This window comes from Acinetobacter sp. RF14B (assembly GCF_006864105.1).
Classification (GTDB): Bacteria; Pseudomonadota; Gammaproteobacteria; order Pseudomonadales; family Moraxellaceae; genus Acinetobacter; species Acinetobacter lwoffii_C.
Map to the genome: position 1 here is coordinate 1 of NZ_SMTB01000063.1, position 16,367 is coordinate 16,367.

Here is a 16,367-nt window from a genome sequence, read left to right on the forward strand (position 1 = left end):
TGCACAAGGCCAATATCACGATCACCAGTTCACCGATATTCTGGATTTGCTGAATGAAGGAGATCTGCTGGTTCTGAATGACACCAAGGTTATGAAAGCGCGCCTGAAAGGGAAACGCGCATCAGGTATATTTCCATGCCATGGTGCACTTTTTGTTAATGGGGCTGAGCGGTGCATTTCTGACAGGTGACCTGTTTAACCTGTTTGTATTCTTTGAAATTCTGCTTATGGCCTCTTATGTCCTGTTGTTACATGGACAAGGTAAGGCACGTTTCCAGCTGGGCGTACATTATGTCGTCATTAACTTGCTGGCTTCGGCCATGTTCCTGATTGGACTGGGCATGATTTATGGCAGTGTGGGCAGCCTGAATATGGCAGATGTTGCCCGCCTGATTCCCACCTTGGCAGAAGATGAGCATCAACTGGCTGTTGCCGGAGGATTGATGCTGTTCGTGGTCTTCGGCATCAAGGCAGCCATGCTTCCACTTGGCTTCTGGCTACCCAAAACCTATGCGGTGGCCACCACGCCTGTCGCCGCTTTATTCACCATCATGACCAAAGTCGGGATTTATGCGATTTTGCGTATTAATGGCACCGTTTTTGATGATGAATATAGTCATCAGATTTTAATGAACTGCCTGCTGGTGATCGGCCTGATTACCTCAGTCTATGGGGTGATCTGCGCGATTGGCACAGAACGCTTACGCCGCTTTGTCGGCTTTATGGTGCTCTCTTCAATCGGCACGATTCTGGTGGCAATTGCCATCAACACCACCGAGGCCTGGGCAGGTGCGCTGTATTATACAGTGCACAGCACCTTGATCGGCGCAGCCTTTTATCTGTTGAGTGGCTGGATTACCTCGCAACGGGGCGAATTTAAAGACCATTTTAACATTGCCCCCAAGATGAAACAGCACAAGACTGTCTCTCTGACGTATTTCATTATTGCTCTGATGATGGCAGGCTTGCCGCCTTTTAGCGGCTTCTTTGGCAAAGTGTTTATCTTGCAGGCCTCTGTGGATTCACCTTATCAGATGATTATCCTCTTTACTATTTTACTGGTGAGCTTGCTGAGCATTCTGGCCTTTACCCGCGTAGGCTTTATTTTGTTCTGGCGTTCCATCCGCCCGGAAGATGATCCGGATTCGCTGGATTTCAGTAAATATGAGGCCCTGCCAAGCAAGGCACCACCACGTAATGATACAGTTATTTATCTGCTTCTGGCTGGCCTGATGGCTTATGTGGTTTTTGCTGCTCCCGTCTATCAATACAACTATCAGACTGCCGTACAGATCAAAAACAATCCTCTGTATGAGACGGCGCTACTGAAACGTGATGCTGAAGGCCAGTTTATCAGTGTACAGCCATACCGTTCAGATAATCTGCCAGAAACCAAATATGGGGGAGAAACCGCAGATCCGAATGCGCATTTGATTCCGTATGTGATTTCAGAAGCGACTCTCGAAGGCGAACATATTTCCAAATTCAAGCAACAGCAGATTAATCAGCAGTATATTGAACAGTACAGCCATGATGATAATCAACTCAAACCGGCGGAGGGACCCTAGTGGCTAAATCATTTTCGCAACGCTGGTTCCCCCATCCACTGGTTTCAGTGATTGTCGGGGTCAGCTGGATATTACTGGCACATAATTTCGAGGCAGCAACCCTGCTGAGCGCACTGGTTCTGGGGATCTTTATTCCACGCCTGATTGAACCTTTTATTGACCGTACCCCGAATATTCAGTGGATGCCGGCCATACGCCTGTTTTGGGTGGTGGTCTGGGACATTATTGTGGCCAATATTACTGTCGCCAAACTGGTGCTTGGCCCCACCAAAAACCTGCATCCCAAATGGTTTCGTGTACCTTTGGATACTGAACATGAAGAAGTCAATGCCCTGCTGGCCATGATTATTACCACAACGCCAGGTACGGTAACGGCCGGGATTGATCAGGATCGTGGTGATATTCTGGTACATGCACTCAGTACCCAGGATGAAGCGGCCGAAATTGAAACAATCAAGCAGCGTTATGAACAGCCGCTGATTCAAATTTTTAGTGCGCGCACAGGAGATAAAGCATGACCATTTTGCCCTATGCACTTGCGATCTGCCTCGGTGCAATCACCATTTCGATGTTACTCTGCCTGTTCAGACTGATTATCGGACCTTCTATTGTCGATCGCCTGTTAGCACTGGATACGCTGTTCCTGAACGCGACCTGTCTGGTGGTGATTCTGGGCATTTATTGGAGCAGCACCTTCCTGTTTGAAGGTGCCCTGCTGGTTGCCATGTTGGGCTTTGTTTCCACCGCCGCTCTGGCCAGCTATTTCACCACAGGCCATGTGATCGACTAGGAGTTTGGTTATGAATCTGTTTCTCGAAATTCTGCTGTCGATTTTCTTGTTGATTGGTGCTTTCTTTATGCTGGTCGGCGGCATTGGTCTGGTCCGACTGCCCGATCTGTTTATGCGCTTACATGCACCCACCAAATCCAGCACCTTGGGACTTGGCAGCTTTCTGATTGGCGCGATTATTTTTTCTGCCATTCATAGCCGTTTTGGTTTTGCAGAAGTTCTGATCACCCTATTTGCATTTATCACTGCGCCAGTATCAGCCAACCTGATGGCTCAGGCCGCATTGCATTTACGTTTACGCTCTATGAGTGGTGAGGTTCCTGAAACACTGGAACGTCCCCTGCCCTGGCAGCGTAGCCGTCGGCGTAGCTTTTATCACAAGAATCAAAATAAGCAGGATGAGTTTTAAGCTGCATTATTCCTTCCACCACCATCATAATTTTGCAATAAAAAAGCCACCCGAAGGTGGCTTTTTTGATCTGCTCAATTGAGCTTATTCATCATCTTTCTTGTCTTCGGCTGGAGGAAGATCCTTCACAGCTTCAGCAATCAGACCAAACATATAGTTGCCATAAGCATTGGTTTTGTCATAGTGAAAACGCAAACGTGGCGTTATACGGGTCTTGATACGACGGCTCAGTTCATGACGCAGGAAACCTGATGCCTTGTTCAGCACATCCAGAGTTTCCTTATTTGCAGCTTCACTTTGCTCATCGCCTAGTTCACGACCCATCACGGTGACATAAACTTCAGCATATCCCAAGTCTGGGCTCACTTTCACAGCCGAGATGGTCACCAGACCACCTAGGCGTGGATCTTTCAGCTCCTGACGAATTAGCTCAGACAACTCGCGCTGTACTGTATCCGCCATACGCTTCAGACGTTGACTACCCGCCATTAAAGACTCCGTTTAATTAACTGGACATCATACACTTCGATCTTGTCGAGTGGTTTGATGTCTTTATAGCCTTTCACCGCAAGACCACATTCCATACCGGCACGAACTTCTTCAACCACCTCTTTATAACGGCGCAGAGATTCAAGCTCGCCCTGGAAGACCACCACGTCATCACGAAGAACACGAATTGGCTTATTACGGTGCAAGACACCCTCAAGCACCATACAACCTGCGGCTGCACCGAATTTGCTTGAGTGGAATACTTCACGTACTTCAGCCACACCCAGAATCGTTTCACGATGTTCAGGCGCAAGCTTACCGCTCATTGCAGCTTTGACATCATCAATCAACTGGTAGATCACGGAGTAGTAACGAATATCGATACTGTCTGCATCGGCCTTTTGGCGCGCACTTGCATCGGCACGCACATTAAAGCCGAGTAATACAGCTTCTGAAGACTCTGCCAGTGTAACGTCAGACTCAGTAATCGCACCCACACCCGAACCGATGATACGGACTTTCACTTCATCTGTTGCAAGTTCAGCCAGAGCCACATGCAACGCTTCTAAAGTACCGCGTACATCTGTTTTCAATACCACATTGACGATCGGCACATCTTTCTTGCCCATAGACGCCATGATATTTTCAAGACGCATAGCAGACTGACGCTCAAGACGTTTCTGACGTTCACGGTCCATACGCGCATCGGCGACTTCACGTGCTTTCTTCTCATCATTCACGACCAGAACTTCGTCACCTGCCATTGGCGCTTCAGGAAGACCCAGGATTTCGACTGGAATCGACGGACCTGCCGATTTAACACGCTGTCCGTTTTCATCAACCATGGCACGAACGCGACCATAAGATGAGCCTGCCAGAACCAGATCACCAACTTTCAAGGTACCATTTTGAACCAGAATAGACGTTACTGCACCACGGCCCTTGTCTACACGTGCTTCAATGACTACCCCTTGCGCTGCACCTTCTTCAGATGCTTTCAACTCCAGGATTTCTGCCTGGATTGAAATCAGGTCAAGTAATTCATCGATTCCTGCACCGGTGTGCGCTGAAACCATCGCCACTGGTACGTCACCGCCCCACTGTTCAGGTACGATTTCTTTGGTGGTTAATTCGTTCAGTACGCGGTCCGGATCAGCCGAGTCTTTGTCCATCTTGTTGATGGCAACAATAATTGGCGTACCGGCAGCACGTGCATGATCAATCGCTTCTGCAGTTTGTGGCATAACACCATCATCTGCTGCAACGACCAAGACCACAATATCCGTTGCCTTGGCACCACGTGAACGCATTGCAGTAAATGCTGCGTGTCCAGGAGTATCCAGGAAGGTAATAATGCCTTTATCTGTGGTGACATGGTATGCACCGATATGCTGGGTAATCCCGCCAGCTTCACCCGAAGCTACTTTGGCACGACGAATACGGTCAAGCAGTGAAGTCTTACCATGGTCAACATGACCCATGATGGTAACCACTGGTGGACGCGTAGTTTGTGCACCACGTGCTTCTTCAGCTGCTTCAAGCAGATTATCTTCTGCTTGCGTATCAGATACCAGAACTGGGTGATGCCCCATTTCTTCCACAATCAGCGCAGCAATTTCTTGCTCAATGGCTTGGTTTTGAGTTACCAGCTCACCCATTTTCATGAGTGACTTAATCACTTCGCGTACTTTAACTGCCATTTTTGCAGCCAAGTCAGCAACCACAATCGTTTCGCCAATTTCAACATCATAAACCTGTTTTTTAACTGGTTTTTCAAAGCCATGCTTGTTGGCCTGGCTGGTTTTCAAACCACGTTTATGCTGGTTATGGCTGAAAGACTGCTCTTCCTGACCACGACGACCACCTTTTTTCGGCGCACGTGTATTCGTCGTGTTACTACCACGTTTAATTTCACGGTCTTCTTTGGCAAAAGAATCCTCATAGGCCTGACCGACTAAACCGGCAGCAAGCGGAGTGTCATCAATCACCCGAATTGTGGCTGTCGTATCTTCAGCAGAATACTTAGAAGCCATTTGACGCATTTGTTCAAGTGTACGCTGTTGTGCTTCTTCAGCTGCTTTACGACGTGCTGCTTCTTCAGTTGCTTTTAGCTGTGCAGCTTGCGCTTCACGAGCTTTTTTCTGCTCTGCTGTTTCAGACGGTTTAACCACTGCCTTCACAATCGGCTTATTGGTCGATTTGCGTTTGACAACGACAGCTGCTTTAGGTGTTTCCTGTTTCTGATTTTCCTGTTTCTGAGCTGCACGCATTGCTTCCAATGCTTTGCTGGCATTGTTCACACCAGATTTTGCTGCTTCAACAGGTTTCTTCACTTGTGCTGTTTTCTGTTCAGCTTGCGCTTTGGCTTGCTGCTCAGCTTGAGCTTTGGCTAAAGCTTCTGCCTTGATTTGTTCCGGATCTGGCTTGACGAATGTATGCTTCTTGCGAACTTCTACATTAATGGTCTTCGCCTTACCTGAAGTACTTGCTACTTTAGCCGTACTAGTTGTTTTACGTTTCAACGTGATTTGTCCTGCATGGCCCTCTGAACCTTGTGTCTTTTTCACATGATTCATCAAGCTATCTTGTTGTTCGGCGGTAATAATATCGTCAGCTTTACGTTGTGGTAAACCTGCCTCACGAACCTGCTCTAGGAGCTTCTCAACTGGACGACCCACGCTGAGCGCTAACTCTTTAATCGACTTGTTCGTCATATACTACACCTCCTAGTTAAACCATGATTCGCGCGCTTTCATAATAAGTTGACCTGCTTTTTCGGCATCCAGACCGTCGATATCCGCGATATCATCGGTTGCCTGATCTGCAAGATCATCCACGGTTACCACACCACGAGCTGCGAGAGCCTGCGCGATCTCTGCTGTCATGCCTTCCATTGCAACAAGTTCTTCACTTGGCGCTTGTACGTTTTCTTGCTGTTGTAATGCATCAGCAAGTGCAAGTTCTTTCGCACGGCTTTGCAATAACTCAACCAGCTCAGCATCCAGTTCGATTTCATCAAACGTTTCAGCAGGCACGTAAGCAATTTCTTCAAGCGAGGTGAAGCCCATTTCTACCAGCGCCATCGCCAAATCTTCAGCAATATCCAAACGGGTAACAAACATGTCCAGGTATTTTTGTGCTTCGCTTTGTTGACGGGCGTAGTATTCTTCTTCCAGCATCATATCCAGCTTATAGCCAGTCAGTTCTGATGCCAGACGTACGTTTTGACCTTGTGAACCAATAGCACGGGCCAACTGGTCACTGGTTGCAAAAATAATATCGGCAGTATGGGCATCTTCATCGATGACAATACTCGATACATCCGCTGGTTCCAATGCACTTGCGATATATTGCGCAGGATCATCCGACCAAACGACCACATCAATACGCTCGCCATTGAGCTCTTGCTGTACCGCCTGGATACGTGTACCACGCATACCAATACAAGCTCCCACCGGATCAATACGATGGTCATTGGTTTTCACTGCAATTTTAGCACGGACACCCGGCTGGCGGGCTGCGGCCTTAATTTCAATAATTTCTTCCGTAATTTCCGGAATTTCTTTTTTCATCAGTGCAATCAGCATTTCTGGCTTAGCACGTGACAATAAAAGCTGTGCACCACGACCTTCACGGTTCACATTATAAAGAATCGCATTTACGCGCTGCTTCGGACGCAGAATCTCCTTCGGAATCATTTCTTCACGCGCCAGATAAGCTTCTGCATTGTCACCGAGGTCAATGATAAAGCCATCTTTGGTTTGTTTTTTCACTTCACCATAGATAAGTTCACCGACTTTGGATTCATAAGCATCCGCCACCAATGCGCGTTCTGCTTCACGAATCTTCTGCACAATCACCTGCTTGGCAATCTGCGCGGCAATACGACCGAAATCAATCGATTCAACTTCCAGTTCACGGATGTCACCAATCGACCATTTTGCAGGATCGACATCAGAAATCGCATCCTGGCAAGCCGGCATTTCATGATCTTCATCTGCAACTACTTCCCATTGACGGAAAGTACGATAGTCACCGGTTTTACGGTCAATTTCTACACGAAGACGAGCTTCTTCCGAGTGAGTTCCCTCGTAGAATTTCTTCTTAGTCGCTGCAACCAAAGCTTGTTCTAGCGCTTCAAAAATTGCTTCACGACTTACACCTTTTTCGTTACTAACCGTTTCAACGACGGTAAGAATTTCACGTGCCATAAGTCACCTATTTGTTCAGATTCTTATTGATTTGATTAATCTTGATAAACCAAATTTGCTTTATCGATATTGTGACTGTCGATATCCAAAATCTGCTGTTTTTCTACTTCAACTTGAATCATTTCATTTTCAAGATTGACTGCAACCAGTTTGGCCTGGAATTTACGACGGTTATCGACTGCACTAATCAGACGAAGCGCTACCGTCTGACCGATATAGCCTGACATCTGCTGCAACTCGAAGAAGGGACGATCCCAGCCAGGTGAAGAAACTTCAAGTGAATATTCGCCCGAAATTGGATCATGTACATCCAGTATGGCTCCAACCTGCTGTGTCACACGTACACAATCCTGAACCCCAATACCGCGCCCCTGTTCAACTTCACCATCTTCATTGATCACAGGTTCAGCATTATCCTCAACCGGACGGTCAATATAGATGCGTAATAATGAACGTTTGCCCTGTGGCAGGAACTCAATCCCCCACAGATTTACCTCACAGGCTTCAACTGCGGGTGCAATCAAGTCCTGAAGTGCTTGAGTTTTATTTGATAGCTTCATTTACTCTCGTCATCTGGTGCGAATTTATGATCTATTTGACCACTACAAACCAATACAAACTATAGTAGTAGTGAAACATGGAGATTTGACCAAATAATGTCGACACTACACGATAGCCAATAAAAAAGGGCGTAAATCGCCCCAATTAATGCACAATCCAGATCTTTTTCAAATCCCACTGTGCAAAAAGGCCCACCTTGTTGTGAGCCTCTTTTAAGAAACTTGGTAGCGGGAGCTGGATTTGAACCAACGACCTTCGGGTTATGAGCCCGACGAGCTACCAGACTGCTCCATCCCGCATCAACGTGCAAAAATTATATACAAAAGATGAGAGCTTTTCAATCATAACCGCATCATTCTGCATATTTGTGATCTGTCGCTGAAAAATTGGTAGCGGGAGCTGGATTTGAACCAACGACCTTCGGGTTATGAGCCCGACGAGCTACCAGACTGCTCCATCCCGCATCAGCGTACAAATAACATTCAGCCTAAATATAGACTGCTTTTAAAGTTTGCATCTTTAAAAGATTGGTAGCGGGAGCTGGATTTGAACCAACGACCTTCGGGTTATGAGCCCGACGAGCTACCAGACTGCTCCATCCCGCAACAACATGCAAATTATTTTCTCAACTTAAATCAGATTTAAGCTGCCTTTTAAAAGTTTGCCTCTTTCAAAAGGATTGATTGGTAGCGGGAGCTGGATTTGAACCAACGACCTTCGGGTTATGAGCCCGACGAGCTACCAGACTGCTCCATCCCGCATCAACAGAAGTTTTGCTGCACAGCACCAACCTATATTCTGGATTCATAAGTTGGTGCGGAGGGGGGGACTTGAACCCCCACGCCCGAAAGCACTACCACCTCAAGGTAGCGTGTCTACCAATTCCACCACCACCGCAGCTGTGACGCATTCTAGTCGCATCACCGGAAAAAAGAAAGGTTTAATTCAGATTATTCGGTTTCTTGGGGTGCAGTTGGTGAAGTTTCAACCGGTTGTGCCGGAGCAGCTGGAACCGATTGCACCGAGGACAAACTGTAAGCATCGGTAGTTTGTTTCTTGGCGAAAATCGCCAGGGTAATACTGGTAACAAAGAATAGCGCTGTAAAAACAGCAGTTAAACGAGTCAGAAAATTACCAGAACCTGAGGCACCGAAGATCGTCGCTGCACCACCGCCGCCAAACGAGGCACCAGCATCCGCACCTTTACCATGCTGAACCAAAATCAAGACAATCATCAAAATCGCTAAGATAATATGTACTACCAGCACAAAAGTTTGCATGCTGAACTCCTCATTATTGTGTATTTGCAAATGCTTGAGCAATTTGAAGGAATGACTCAGCATTGAGTGATGCACCACCCACCAATGCCCCGTTGATATCCGGGCAGGTTGCTAACTCTACTGCATTTTCCGGTTTTACACTACCACCATATAAGATCGCAATTGTTTCGCCATAACCGGTAATCTGGCTTAAGCCCTGACGGATTTGCGCATGCATGGCCTGTGCATCCTGTGGAGAAGCAGTTTTCCCGGTGCCAATCGCCCAGATCGGCTCATAGGCAATAACGATGCGTTTCCACTGCTCGGCTTCGACCACTGCTGCAATATCACAAATCTGCTGTAATACCACTGCTTCGGCCTGCCCTGCCTCACGCTGTTCCAGACTTTCACCGACACAGTAAATCACGGTAAGCCCAGCATTCAGGGCATTTTTTATTTTGGCCTTTAAAATCTCAACGGTATCTGCAAACAGCTCACGACGTTCAGAATGACCCACCAGTACATACCCGATGTTGCTGTCTGCCAGCAATTCGGCACTGACTTCACCCGTATAAGCCCCAGTACCTGGAATGCGTGATACATCTTGGGCAACTGTATACACTGCACGATTGGCTGTAGACAGTTGTGCCTGAATTTGAGTCAGCGCAATCGAAATCGGTGCTACTCCGAGATGACATTGCGCTTCAGCAATCGGCGTAATTTCCAGTAATTCCGTCATACTACGAACTAGAGCACATGCATCTGCCTGAACCGGGTTCATTTTCCAGTTCCCCACCACCCACGGGATAATCGCCGAAACCGACATAAACAACCTATTTTACTGACATATCTTGAGTTGGGCCCATTCTACACGGAATTGGAAAATTTAAAGAATAGTTTTATTGAGCAGATTTTTCACTTTTGGCGCTTCCAAATGGTTATTTTTTGTTATCAGGTAAAAAAATGCCGGCTTCTTCCGACCAGTTCAAAGTTTTAGTGAATAGTAAGAAGATGACAGCACTCTCAGCTATGGTATTTTTATACAACAAACGTATAATTTCAAAGATAGCAAATTAAAAAAATTGAACTAATAGGCATATTGAAGCATGACAGTATTACAGGGGACCCCGAGATTTACGGGGTTTATTCGTCGCTTAGTCGATGAAGGTGCATTATCGGCTGAAGAGATGCGGACTGCTTTGGACAAGGCCAAGCAGGAGAAAACGGATATCGTGGCGTATTTGATCGGCCACTATAATCTTTCTCCAACGACAATTGCCGAAACAATTTCAGTTGAATTTGCCGAGCCTTTATTTGATCTGGGGGCGTATGATCCTGGACAAATCTTACGTGAAGAAATAGATGAAAAATTAATTACCAAACACCGGGTTCTGCCAATTTTTAAGAGTGCCAATATCCTTTATATTGCCACCAGTAACCCGACCAATATTGAAGCCATTGATGCAATCCGCTTTGCCACCAAACTGAATATTGAAAGTATTATTGTTGAATACAATAAACTGGAAAAACTGATTGAACAGAATTTCACCGAAGAAAGCACGTTTGATTTTGATGACAGTTTTGATCTCGATCTTGATGTCGAAGGCAGTGAAATCTCAGACAAAGAAGACGAGGAAGACCAGGAAAAAGGCGAAGAAGCTCCTATTGTTAAATATATTAACAAATTGCTGATTGATGCGATCCGGATGGGTGCATCGGATCTGCATTTTGAGCCTTATGAAAAGATATACCGGGTTCGTTACCGAGTCGATGGGGTGCTGCGTCAAATTGCCACGCCACCTTTGCAATTAGCTAACCGTTTAGCCTCCCGCTTAAAAGTCATGTCACAAATGGATATTTCTGAAAAGCGTATTCCCCAAGATGGCCGTATCAAATTAAAACTCTCCAAAAATAAAGCAATCGACTTCCGTGTGAACTCACTGCCTACCCTGTTTGGGGAAAAACTGGTACTGCGTATTCTGGATCCGTCCAGTGCAATGCTGGGAATTGATGCCTTGGGTTATGAGCCGGAACAGAAAGCCCTGTTTATGGCAGCCTTGGAGAAACCTCAAGGTATGCTATTGATTACCGGTCCTACCGGTTCGGGTAAAACCGTTTCCCTGTATACCGGCCTGAATATCTTAAACCGTGAAGATACCAATATTTCAACGGCCGAAGATCCGGTCGAGATTAACCTGCAAGGGATTAACCAGGTCAACGTCAACAACAAGGTCGGCCTGACCTTTTCCGCTGCACTTAAATCCTTCCTGCGTCAGGACCCGGATATTGTCATGGTCGGTGAGATTCGTGATCTGGAAACGGCTGAAATTGCCATCAAGGCGGCACAAACCGGACATATGGTCATGTCCACACTGCACACCAACAGTGCACCGGAAACCCTGACTCGTTTACGCAATATGGGAGTTCCTTCTTTTAATATTGCAACCTCAGTCAACCTAGTCATTGCCCAGCGTCTGGCCCGCCGTTTATGCGCACAATGTAAAAAACCAGCCGATATTCCCAAGCAGAGCCTCTTGGAGATGGGCTTTACCGAAGAAGATCTCCAACACCCGGAATTTCAGATTTATGAACCGGTTGGCTGCAATGAATGTCGTGAAGGCTATAAAGGTCGTGTCGGCATTTATGAAGTTATGAAAGTAACACCAGAAATTTCAAGAATTATTATGGAAGATGGCAATGCAATTGAAATTGCTCAGGCTTCTGCACATGCAGGTTTTAACAACTTACGTCGATCAGGTTTAATGAAGGTTATGCAGGGGGTGACGTCCTTACAGGAAGTCAATCGTGTAACCAGCGAATGATCAGATGCAAATATAAAATAAGGATAAACATATGGCGGCAGTAAAAAAAGGCCAGATGATGCCGGTCTTCAGTTATGAAGGCATTGATCGCAAAGGGGTGAAGATCAAGGGGGAATTACCGGCACGCAATATGGCGCTGGCAAAAGTCAACTTGAGAAAACAAGGCATCAGCATCAAGACTATTCGACAAAAGAGAAAGAATATTCTTGAAGGCTTGATGAAAAAACGAGTCAGCACCCTGGATATCACGATTTTTACCCGGCAGCTGGCGACCATGATGAAAGCGGGTGTACCGTTAGTTCAAGGCTTTGAAATCGTGGCAGAGGGACTAGAAAACCCCGCTATGCGTGAAGTCGTGCTTGGCATTAAAGGAGAGGTCGAAGGCGGTAATACCTTTGCAGGTGCCTTACGTAAATATCCACAGTATTTTGACAATCTGTTCTGTTCGCTGGTGGAATCTGGTGAGCAGTCGGGTGCCCTGGAAACCATGCTCGACCGTGTCGCCATCTATAAAGAAAAGAGCGAGCTGCTAAAGCAGAAGATTAAAAAGGCCATGAAATATCCCATTGCAGTCATCGTCGTTGCTGTAATCGTGACCATTATTCTAATGGTTAAGGTCGTACCGGTCTTCCAGGAGTTATTCTCATCCTTTGGCGCCGATTTGCCTGCCTTTACCAAGATGGTGGTGAATATGTCAGAGTGGATGCAGAAGTATTGGTTCCTGATGATTATTGCCATTGCAGTTGCTATTACCGCATTTCTGGAAGCCAAGAAACGCAGTAAAAAATTCCGGGACTTTCTGGATAAAGCTGCACTTAAGGCACCGATTTTTGGTGACCTGGTTTATAAAGCGATTATTGCCCGTTATAGCCGTACCTTGTCGACGACTTTTGCTGCCGGTGTTCCATTGATTGATGCATTAGAATCGACAGCTGGAGCGACTAATAATGTGGTCTACGAAGACGCAGTCATGAAAATTCGCGAAGATGTCGCAACCGGGCAGCAGCTGCAATTTGCCATGCGTGTGACTGACAAGTTTCCTTCTATGGCCGTACAAATGGTTGCAATTGGTGAAGAATCAGGTGCCCTGGATGCCATGCTGGATAAAGTGGCAACCCACTATGAAAATGAAGTCGATAATGCTGTCGATGGTCTTACTTCCATGATGGAGCCCCTGATTATGGCCATTCTGGGTGTGCTGGTCGGTGGTCTGGTGATTGCCATGTATCTTCCAATCTTCCAAATGGGCTCTGTGGTTTAATGCAAGACCTTATTTTTTATTTTTCCCACAATCCGACTGCGCTTTATCTCGCAGTTGGGCTTTTTAGTCTCTGTATCGGCAGTTTTTTAAATGTGGTGATCTATCGCACGCCAAAAATGATGGAACAGGAGTGGCGTACTGACTGTCAGCTGTTCCTGCATCCTGATCAGCCCATCATTGATGAAAGTAAAATCACCCTCAGCAAACCCGCCTCAACCTGTCCAAAATGTCAGACGCCAATTCGCTGGTATCAAAATATTCCAGTGATGAGCTGGATATTATTGCGTGGTAAATGTGGTAACTGCAAACATCCAATCAGTATTCGCTATCCTTTCATAGAACTGTTAACTGCGATTTGTGCACTGATCGTTGTGGCAGTATTTGGTCCTACCCTACAGATGCTCTTTGGCCTGGTATTAACCTATGTGCTGATTACCCTGACTTTTATTGATTTTGATACCCAACTCTTACCCGACCGTTACACCTTGCCACTGGCAGCGCTGGGCCTCGGGATTAATAGTTATGCCATCTATACCTCCGCAAGTTCGGCCATCTGGGGGTATATTCTGGGCTTTTTATGTTTGTGGGTGGTGTATTACCTGTTTAAAGTGGTGACGGGCAAGGAAGGCATGGGCTATGGAGACTTTAAGCTGCTGGCAGCTTTAGGTGCCTGGATGGGCCCCCTGCTTTTACCGCTGATTGTGTTATTGTCTTCTTTGGTCGGGGCAATTATCGGGATTATTCTGCTCAAGATCCGTAAAGAAAATCAGCCCTTTGCTTTTGGTCCTTATATTGCCATTGCTGGCTGGATCGCCTTTTTATGGGGCGAACAGATCATGCACATTTATTTAGGTCAGTAAATTGAAATTTGTACTCGGTTTAACCGGCGGTATAGGCAGCGGAAAATCTGCTGCCAGCCAGTGGTTTGATGCGCAAGGTATTGCTGTTGTGGATGCCGACATTGTGGCCCGTGAAGTTGTCGACATTGGCCAACCGGCACTGTTGCAAATTCAGCAGGCCTTTGGAGACTGGGCCTTGTTTGAAGATGGCTCACTCAATCGCCGTGCTTTACGCGAACACATTTTTCAATCGCCTGAAGCACGAAAAACCCTAGAAAACATTACGCACCCTGCAATTCGCAGCTCGATTATTCAACAGTTACAGGCAGCACAAAGCCCTTATGTGATTCTGGTCTCACCGCTGCTGTTTGAAACCAATCAGCATGAACTGACCCAACGTAACTTATTGATCGATGCTTCAATTGAGCTGCAGATCGAGCGGGCATCGCAACGTGATGGACAGAATGTAGAACAGATTCAACAGATTATTGCAGCACAAATGTCTCGTGAACAGAAACGTGCCATGGCTGACGATATTGTATTGAATAATGGTGAGCTTGAACATCTGTATGCCCACCTGATGCCATTACATGAAAAATATCTAAGCATGGCAGCTGAAAACCAGGAGTGCGACCTTTAGATCATACAACTGGCATACAACCGCAGCCTTCCCCGCAGCACACTGTCGCGCTCAGGAACTTAGACCTAAGCTGCTGAATTTCTATAACGTTATCATCCTATTTTTCTTTATCTATGAATGATTTAGCCGATATAGCTTAGCTATGGACTCAACCCCAGATTTTAAGTCCAGCTTTAATCTCTTCCATAGTGGAAAGCAGCTTAAGATAAAAACAGATCTCGTTAGGCCTGCTTTTTCTGTTCTGCCAGTTTTTGACTGAGGCTATCTTTGTGGGTAAACCAGCGCCAGGGCTGTAATGCACCTATCGCCATCCCGATCAGGCCACACACCATGGCCAGGCTGAGTGGTTCATTTAATAAGGGTACAGCTAAAATTGCAGCAATAAATGGCGCCAGATTGGTAATGCTTCCTGCCTTAAATGCCCCAAGACGCTTAATGGCTTCTACATAGCTTAAGGTGGCAATCATCACCACAAATATCCCGTGAAAGATGGTCTGGAACAGCAAATGCTGGGGTTCTGGCACACTTAAATGTTTGGGTAAAAAGAGCAGGTAAACCGGCACATACACCACCGCTGACCAGATCGCGACACCACTCATTGCCTGCCAGGCGGTAAGCTGATATTTACGCAATAACACGGTAAAAATTGCCCAGAGGATGGCGCTGATAAAAAACAGAAAATCCCCTAGCCCGAATGCCACTCCGGTCTCCTGATACATCAAGGTGCTCATCACACACAGCACAATAACCATAATGATCAGACTGGCCCAGGTATGCTTATCAAAAGCTTGCCCCATCAGGAAAAAGGCCATGATTGCCGTACAAATCGGAATACAGCCATTCAAAAAAATTGCCGCATGCGCAGTGGGCGCATAATGAAAGGCACTATAGGCAAACAGGCAGTAAATAACCCCACCGATCATTGCCAGTATAAAAGGCTCTTTTTTTAATAAAAAGCCCGCCTCTTTGCGGTACAACAAGATCGGCATCAGGATCAGAAAAGCCAGAGAAAAGCGCAGTGCAACTATATCCCAGGCACTGATCTGCCAAACTGCATTTAGACGGGCGGTCAAGGTAAAACCGCCCCAGATACACATGGTCGTAATTAAAAAGAAATAACCTTGTGTGCGAGTCGATAAGGCCATGAGTAATTAAGTATTACGCTGACGGCAGGCTTCATACAGCGCCATCCCAGTTGCCACACTGACATTCAGACTTTGTAAATTGCCAGCCATCGGGATATACACCGTCTGATCACATTGGCTTTGGGTAATAGGACGCAGGCCGGTATCCTCCGCTCCCATGACGATACACACTGCGGTTCCGGTGAAATCAAAATTCTGGATTGGCAACGCTTTTTCATCCAGCATGGTGCCAACTACACGCACATTAAACTCATCTTTGATTTGACCCAAACTGCGCGCCAGATTGGTGACCTGAATAAATTTTACCTTTTCCGCCCCACCTGCAGCGACTTTACGTGCAGTTGGCGTCAGACTGGCTGAACGGTCACGTGGC

The 16,367-nt window shown here is 46.5% G+C and carries 15 protein-coding genes, 5 tRNA genes and 2 pseudogenes; 9 read left to right on the top strand and 13 right to left on the bottom strand.

Annotated features, from left to right (window positions below):
• The 5 genes and pseudogenes from E2K52_RS09935 to E2K52_RS09955 form a co-directional block, all read left to right on the top strand.
• Positions 1 to 127, top strand: a pseudogene (locus E2K52_RS09935) (S-adenosylmethionine:tRNA ribosyltransferase-isomerase); the annotation flags it as partial.
• A 1-nt stretch (position 128) separates the two neighbouring features.
• Positions 129 to 1,568: pseudogene (locus tag E2K52_RS09940) on the top strand (monovalent cation/H+ antiporter subunit D); the annotation flags it as partial.
• Complete coding sequence (locus E2K52_RS09945; RefSeq protein WP_151204964.1) at positions 1,568 to 2,086, top strand: Na+/H+ antiporter subunit E; 519 nt, start codon at positions 1,568 to 1,570, stop codon at positions 2,084 to 2,086. The pseudogene E2K52_RS09940 and the gene E2K52_RS09945, both read left to right, overlap by 1 nt.
• Positions 2,083 to 2,358 carry a monovalent cation/H+ antiporter subunit F gene (locus E2K52_RS09950; protein WP_151204965.1) on the top strand — a complete coding sequence of 92 codons (276 nt, stop codon included), beginning with the start codon at positions 2,083 to 2,085 and terminating at the stop codon, positions 2,356 to 2,358. The genes E2K52_RS09945 and E2K52_RS09950 overlap by 4 nt, the downstream gene beginning before the upstream one ends.
• Positions 2,359 to 2,368: 10 nt before the next feature.
• Positions 2,369 to 2,767 carry a Na+/H+ antiporter subunit G gene (locus tag E2K52_RS09955; RefSeq protein ID WP_151204966.1) on the top strand — a complete coding sequence of 133 codons (399 nt, stop codon included), beginning with the start codon at positions 2,369 to 2,371 and terminating at the stop codon, positions 2,765 to 2,767.
• 84 nt (positions 2,768 to 2,851) lie between these two features.
• Here the strand turns inward: E2K52_RS09955 and E2K52_RS09960 are convergent, their stop codons facing one another.
• From E2K52_RS09960 to tpiA, 11 genes are all read right to left on the bottom strand, one after another.
• Positions 2,852 to 3,256 carry a ribosome-binding factor A gene (locus E2K52_RS09960; protein WP_151204967.1) on the bottom strand — a complete coding sequence of 135 codons (405 nt, stop codon included), beginning with the start codon at positions 3,254 to 3,256 and terminating at the stop codon, positions 2,852 to 2,854.
• The gene (gene infB / locus E2K52_RS09965; protein WP_151204968.1) at positions 3,256 to 5,970 is read right to left on the bottom strand and encodes a translation initiation factor IF-2; all 2,715 of its coding nucleotides are present in this window, start codon (positions 5,968 to 5,970) and stop codon (positions 3,256 to 3,258) included. The genes E2K52_RS09960 and infB overlap by 1 nt, the downstream gene beginning before the upstream one ends.
• Before the next feature lie 12 nt (positions 5,971 to 5,982).
• Positions 5,983 to 7,467 (bottom strand): transcription termination factor NusA, encoded by a 1,485-nt coding sequence (gene nusA / locus E2K52_RS09970; RefSeq protein WP_151204969.1) that lies wholly within the window; start codon positions 7,465 to 7,467, stop codon positions 5,983 to 5,985.
• A 35-nt stretch (positions 7,468 to 7,502) separates the two neighbouring features.
• Positions 7,503 to 8,027, bottom strand: coding sequence for a ribosome maturation factor RimP (gene rimP, locus E2K52_RS09975; RefSeq protein ID WP_151204970.1), 525 nt, complete (start codon positions 8,025 to 8,027; stop codon positions 7,503 to 7,505).
• 223 nt (positions 8,028 to 8,250) lie between these two features.
• Positions 8,251 to 8,327 (bottom strand) — tRNA-Met (locus E2K52_RS09980).
• An 88-nt stretch (positions 8,328 to 8,415) separates the two neighbouring features.
• Positions 8,416 to 8,492 (bottom strand) — tRNA-Met (locus tag E2K52_RS09985).
• 64 nt (positions 8,493 to 8,556) lie between these two features.
• Positions 8,557 to 8,633: transfer RNA gene (locus tag E2K52_RS09990), tRNA-Met, on the bottom strand.
• Positions 8,634 to 8,712: 79 nt separating this feature from the next.
• Positions 8,713 to 8,789: transfer RNA gene (locus E2K52_RS09995), tRNA-Met, on the bottom strand.
• 51 nt (positions 8,790 to 8,840) lie between these two features.
• Positions 8,841 to 8,925: transfer RNA gene (locus E2K52_RS10000), tRNA-Leu, on the bottom strand.
• A gap of 53 nt (positions 8,926 to 8,978) precedes the next feature.
• Positions 8,979 to 9,308 (bottom strand): preprotein translocase subunit SecG, encoded by a 330-nt coding sequence (secG, locus tag E2K52_RS10005; RefSeq protein WP_151204971.1) that lies wholly within the window; start codon positions 9,306 to 9,308, stop codon positions 8,979 to 8,981.
• A gap of 13 nt (positions 9,309 to 9,321) precedes the next feature.
• Positions 9,322 to 10,113 (bottom strand): triose-phosphate isomerase, encoded by a 792-nt coding sequence (tpiA, locus tag E2K52_RS10010; protein ID WP_151204972.1) that lies wholly within the window; start codon positions 10,111 to 10,113, stop codon positions 9,322 to 9,324.
• A 280-nt stretch (positions 10,114 to 10,393) separates the two neighbouring features.
• Here tpiA and pilB point away from each other — a divergent pair, with 280 nt between their 5' ends.
• From pilB to coaE, 4 genes are read left to right on the top strand one after another with little or no spacing between them, the layout of a single operon-like run.
• Positions 10,394 to 12,109 (top strand): type IV-A pilus assembly ATPase PilB, encoded by a 1,716-nt coding sequence (gene pilB, locus E2K52_RS10015; RefSeq protein WP_151204973.1) that lies wholly within the window; start codon positions 10,394 to 10,396, stop codon positions 12,107 to 12,109.
• A gap of 31 nt (positions 12,110 to 12,140) precedes the next feature.
• Entirely contained in the window at positions 12,141 to 13,370 is a 1,230-nt protein-coding gene (locus E2K52_RS10020; RefSeq protein ID WP_151204974.1) for a type II secretion system F family protein, read from the top strand.
• On the top strand, positions 13,370 to 14,230 hold the full coding sequence (locus tag E2K52_RS10025; RefSeq protein ID WP_151204975.1) for a prepilin peptidase: 861 nt from the start codon (positions 13,370 to 13,372) through the stop codon (positions 14,228 to 14,230). Before E2K52_RS10020 ends, E2K52_RS10025 begins: the two co-directional genes overlap by 1 nt.
• Position 14,231: 1 nt before the next feature.
• On the top strand, positions 14,232 to 14,849 hold the full coding sequence (coaE, locus tag E2K52_RS10030) for a dephospho-CoA kinase (protein ID WP_151204976.1): 618 nt from the start codon (positions 14,232 to 14,234) through the stop codon (positions 14,847 to 14,849).
• A 221-nt stretch (positions 14,850 to 15,070) separates the two neighbouring features.
• On the opposite strand, the gene E2K52_RS10035 is transcribed toward coaE, so the two are convergent.
• Together E2K52_RS10035 and E2K52_RS10040 are read right to left on the bottom strand one after the other, a co-directional pair.
• On the bottom strand, positions 15,071 to 15,994 hold the full coding sequence (locus E2K52_RS10035) for a DMT family transporter (RefSeq protein WP_151204977.1): 924 nt from the start codon (positions 15,992 to 15,994) through the stop codon (positions 15,071 to 15,073).
• A 6-nt stretch (positions 15,995 to 16,000) separates the two neighbouring features.
• Positions 16,001 to 16,367: 23S rRNA (guanosine(2251)-2'-O)-methyltransferase RlmB (locus E2K52_RS10040; RefSeq protein ID WP_151204978.1), on the bottom strand; the 367-nt coding region annotated here is incomplete at its 5' end.

Coding starts and splice junctions, on each gene's coding strand:
- E2K52_RS09950 (WP_151204965.1), top strand. CDS start 2,083: ATGACCATTTTGCCCTATGCACTTGCGATCTGCCTCGGTGCAATCACC.
- E2K52_RS09955 (WP_151204966.1), top strand. CDS start 2,369: ATGAATCTGTTTCTCGAAATTCTGCTGTCGATTTTCTTGTTGATTGGT.
- E2K52_RS09960 (WP_151204967.1), bottom strand. CDS start 3,256: ATGGCGGGTAGTCAACGTCTGAAGCGTATGGCGGATACAGTACAGCGC.
- infB (WP_151204968.1), bottom strand. CDS start 5,970: ATGACGAACAAGTCGATTAAAGAGTTAGCGCTCAGCGTGGGTCGTCCA.
- nusA (WP_151204969.1), bottom strand. CDS start 7,467: ATGGCACGTGAAATTCTTACCGTCGTTGAAACGGTTAGTAACGAAAAA.
- rimP (WP_151204970.1), bottom strand. CDS start 8,027: ATGAAGCTATCAAATAAAACTCAAGCACTTCAGGACTTGATTGCACCC.
- secG (WP_151204971.1), bottom strand. CDS start 9,308: ATGCAAACTTTTGTGCTGGTAGTACATATTATCTTAGCGATTTTGATG.
- tpiA (WP_151204972.1), bottom strand. CDS start 10,113: ATGTCGGTTTCGGCGATTATCCCGTGGGTGGTGGGGAACTGGAAAATG.
- pilB (WP_151204973.1), top strand. CDS start 10,394: ATGACAGTATTACAGGGGACCCCGAGATTTACGGGGTTTATTCGTCGC.
- E2K52_RS10020 (WP_151204974.1), top strand. CDS start 12,141: ATGGCGGCAGTAAAAAAAGGCCAGATGATGCCGGTCTTCAGTTATGAA.
- E2K52_RS10025 (WP_151204975.1), top strand. CDS start 13,370: ATGCAAGACCTTATTTTTTATTTTTCCCACAATCCGACTGCGCTTTAT.
- E2K52_RS10035 (WP_151204977.1), bottom strand. CDS start 15,994: ATGGCCTTATCGACTCGCACACAAGGTTATTTCTTTTTAATTACGACC.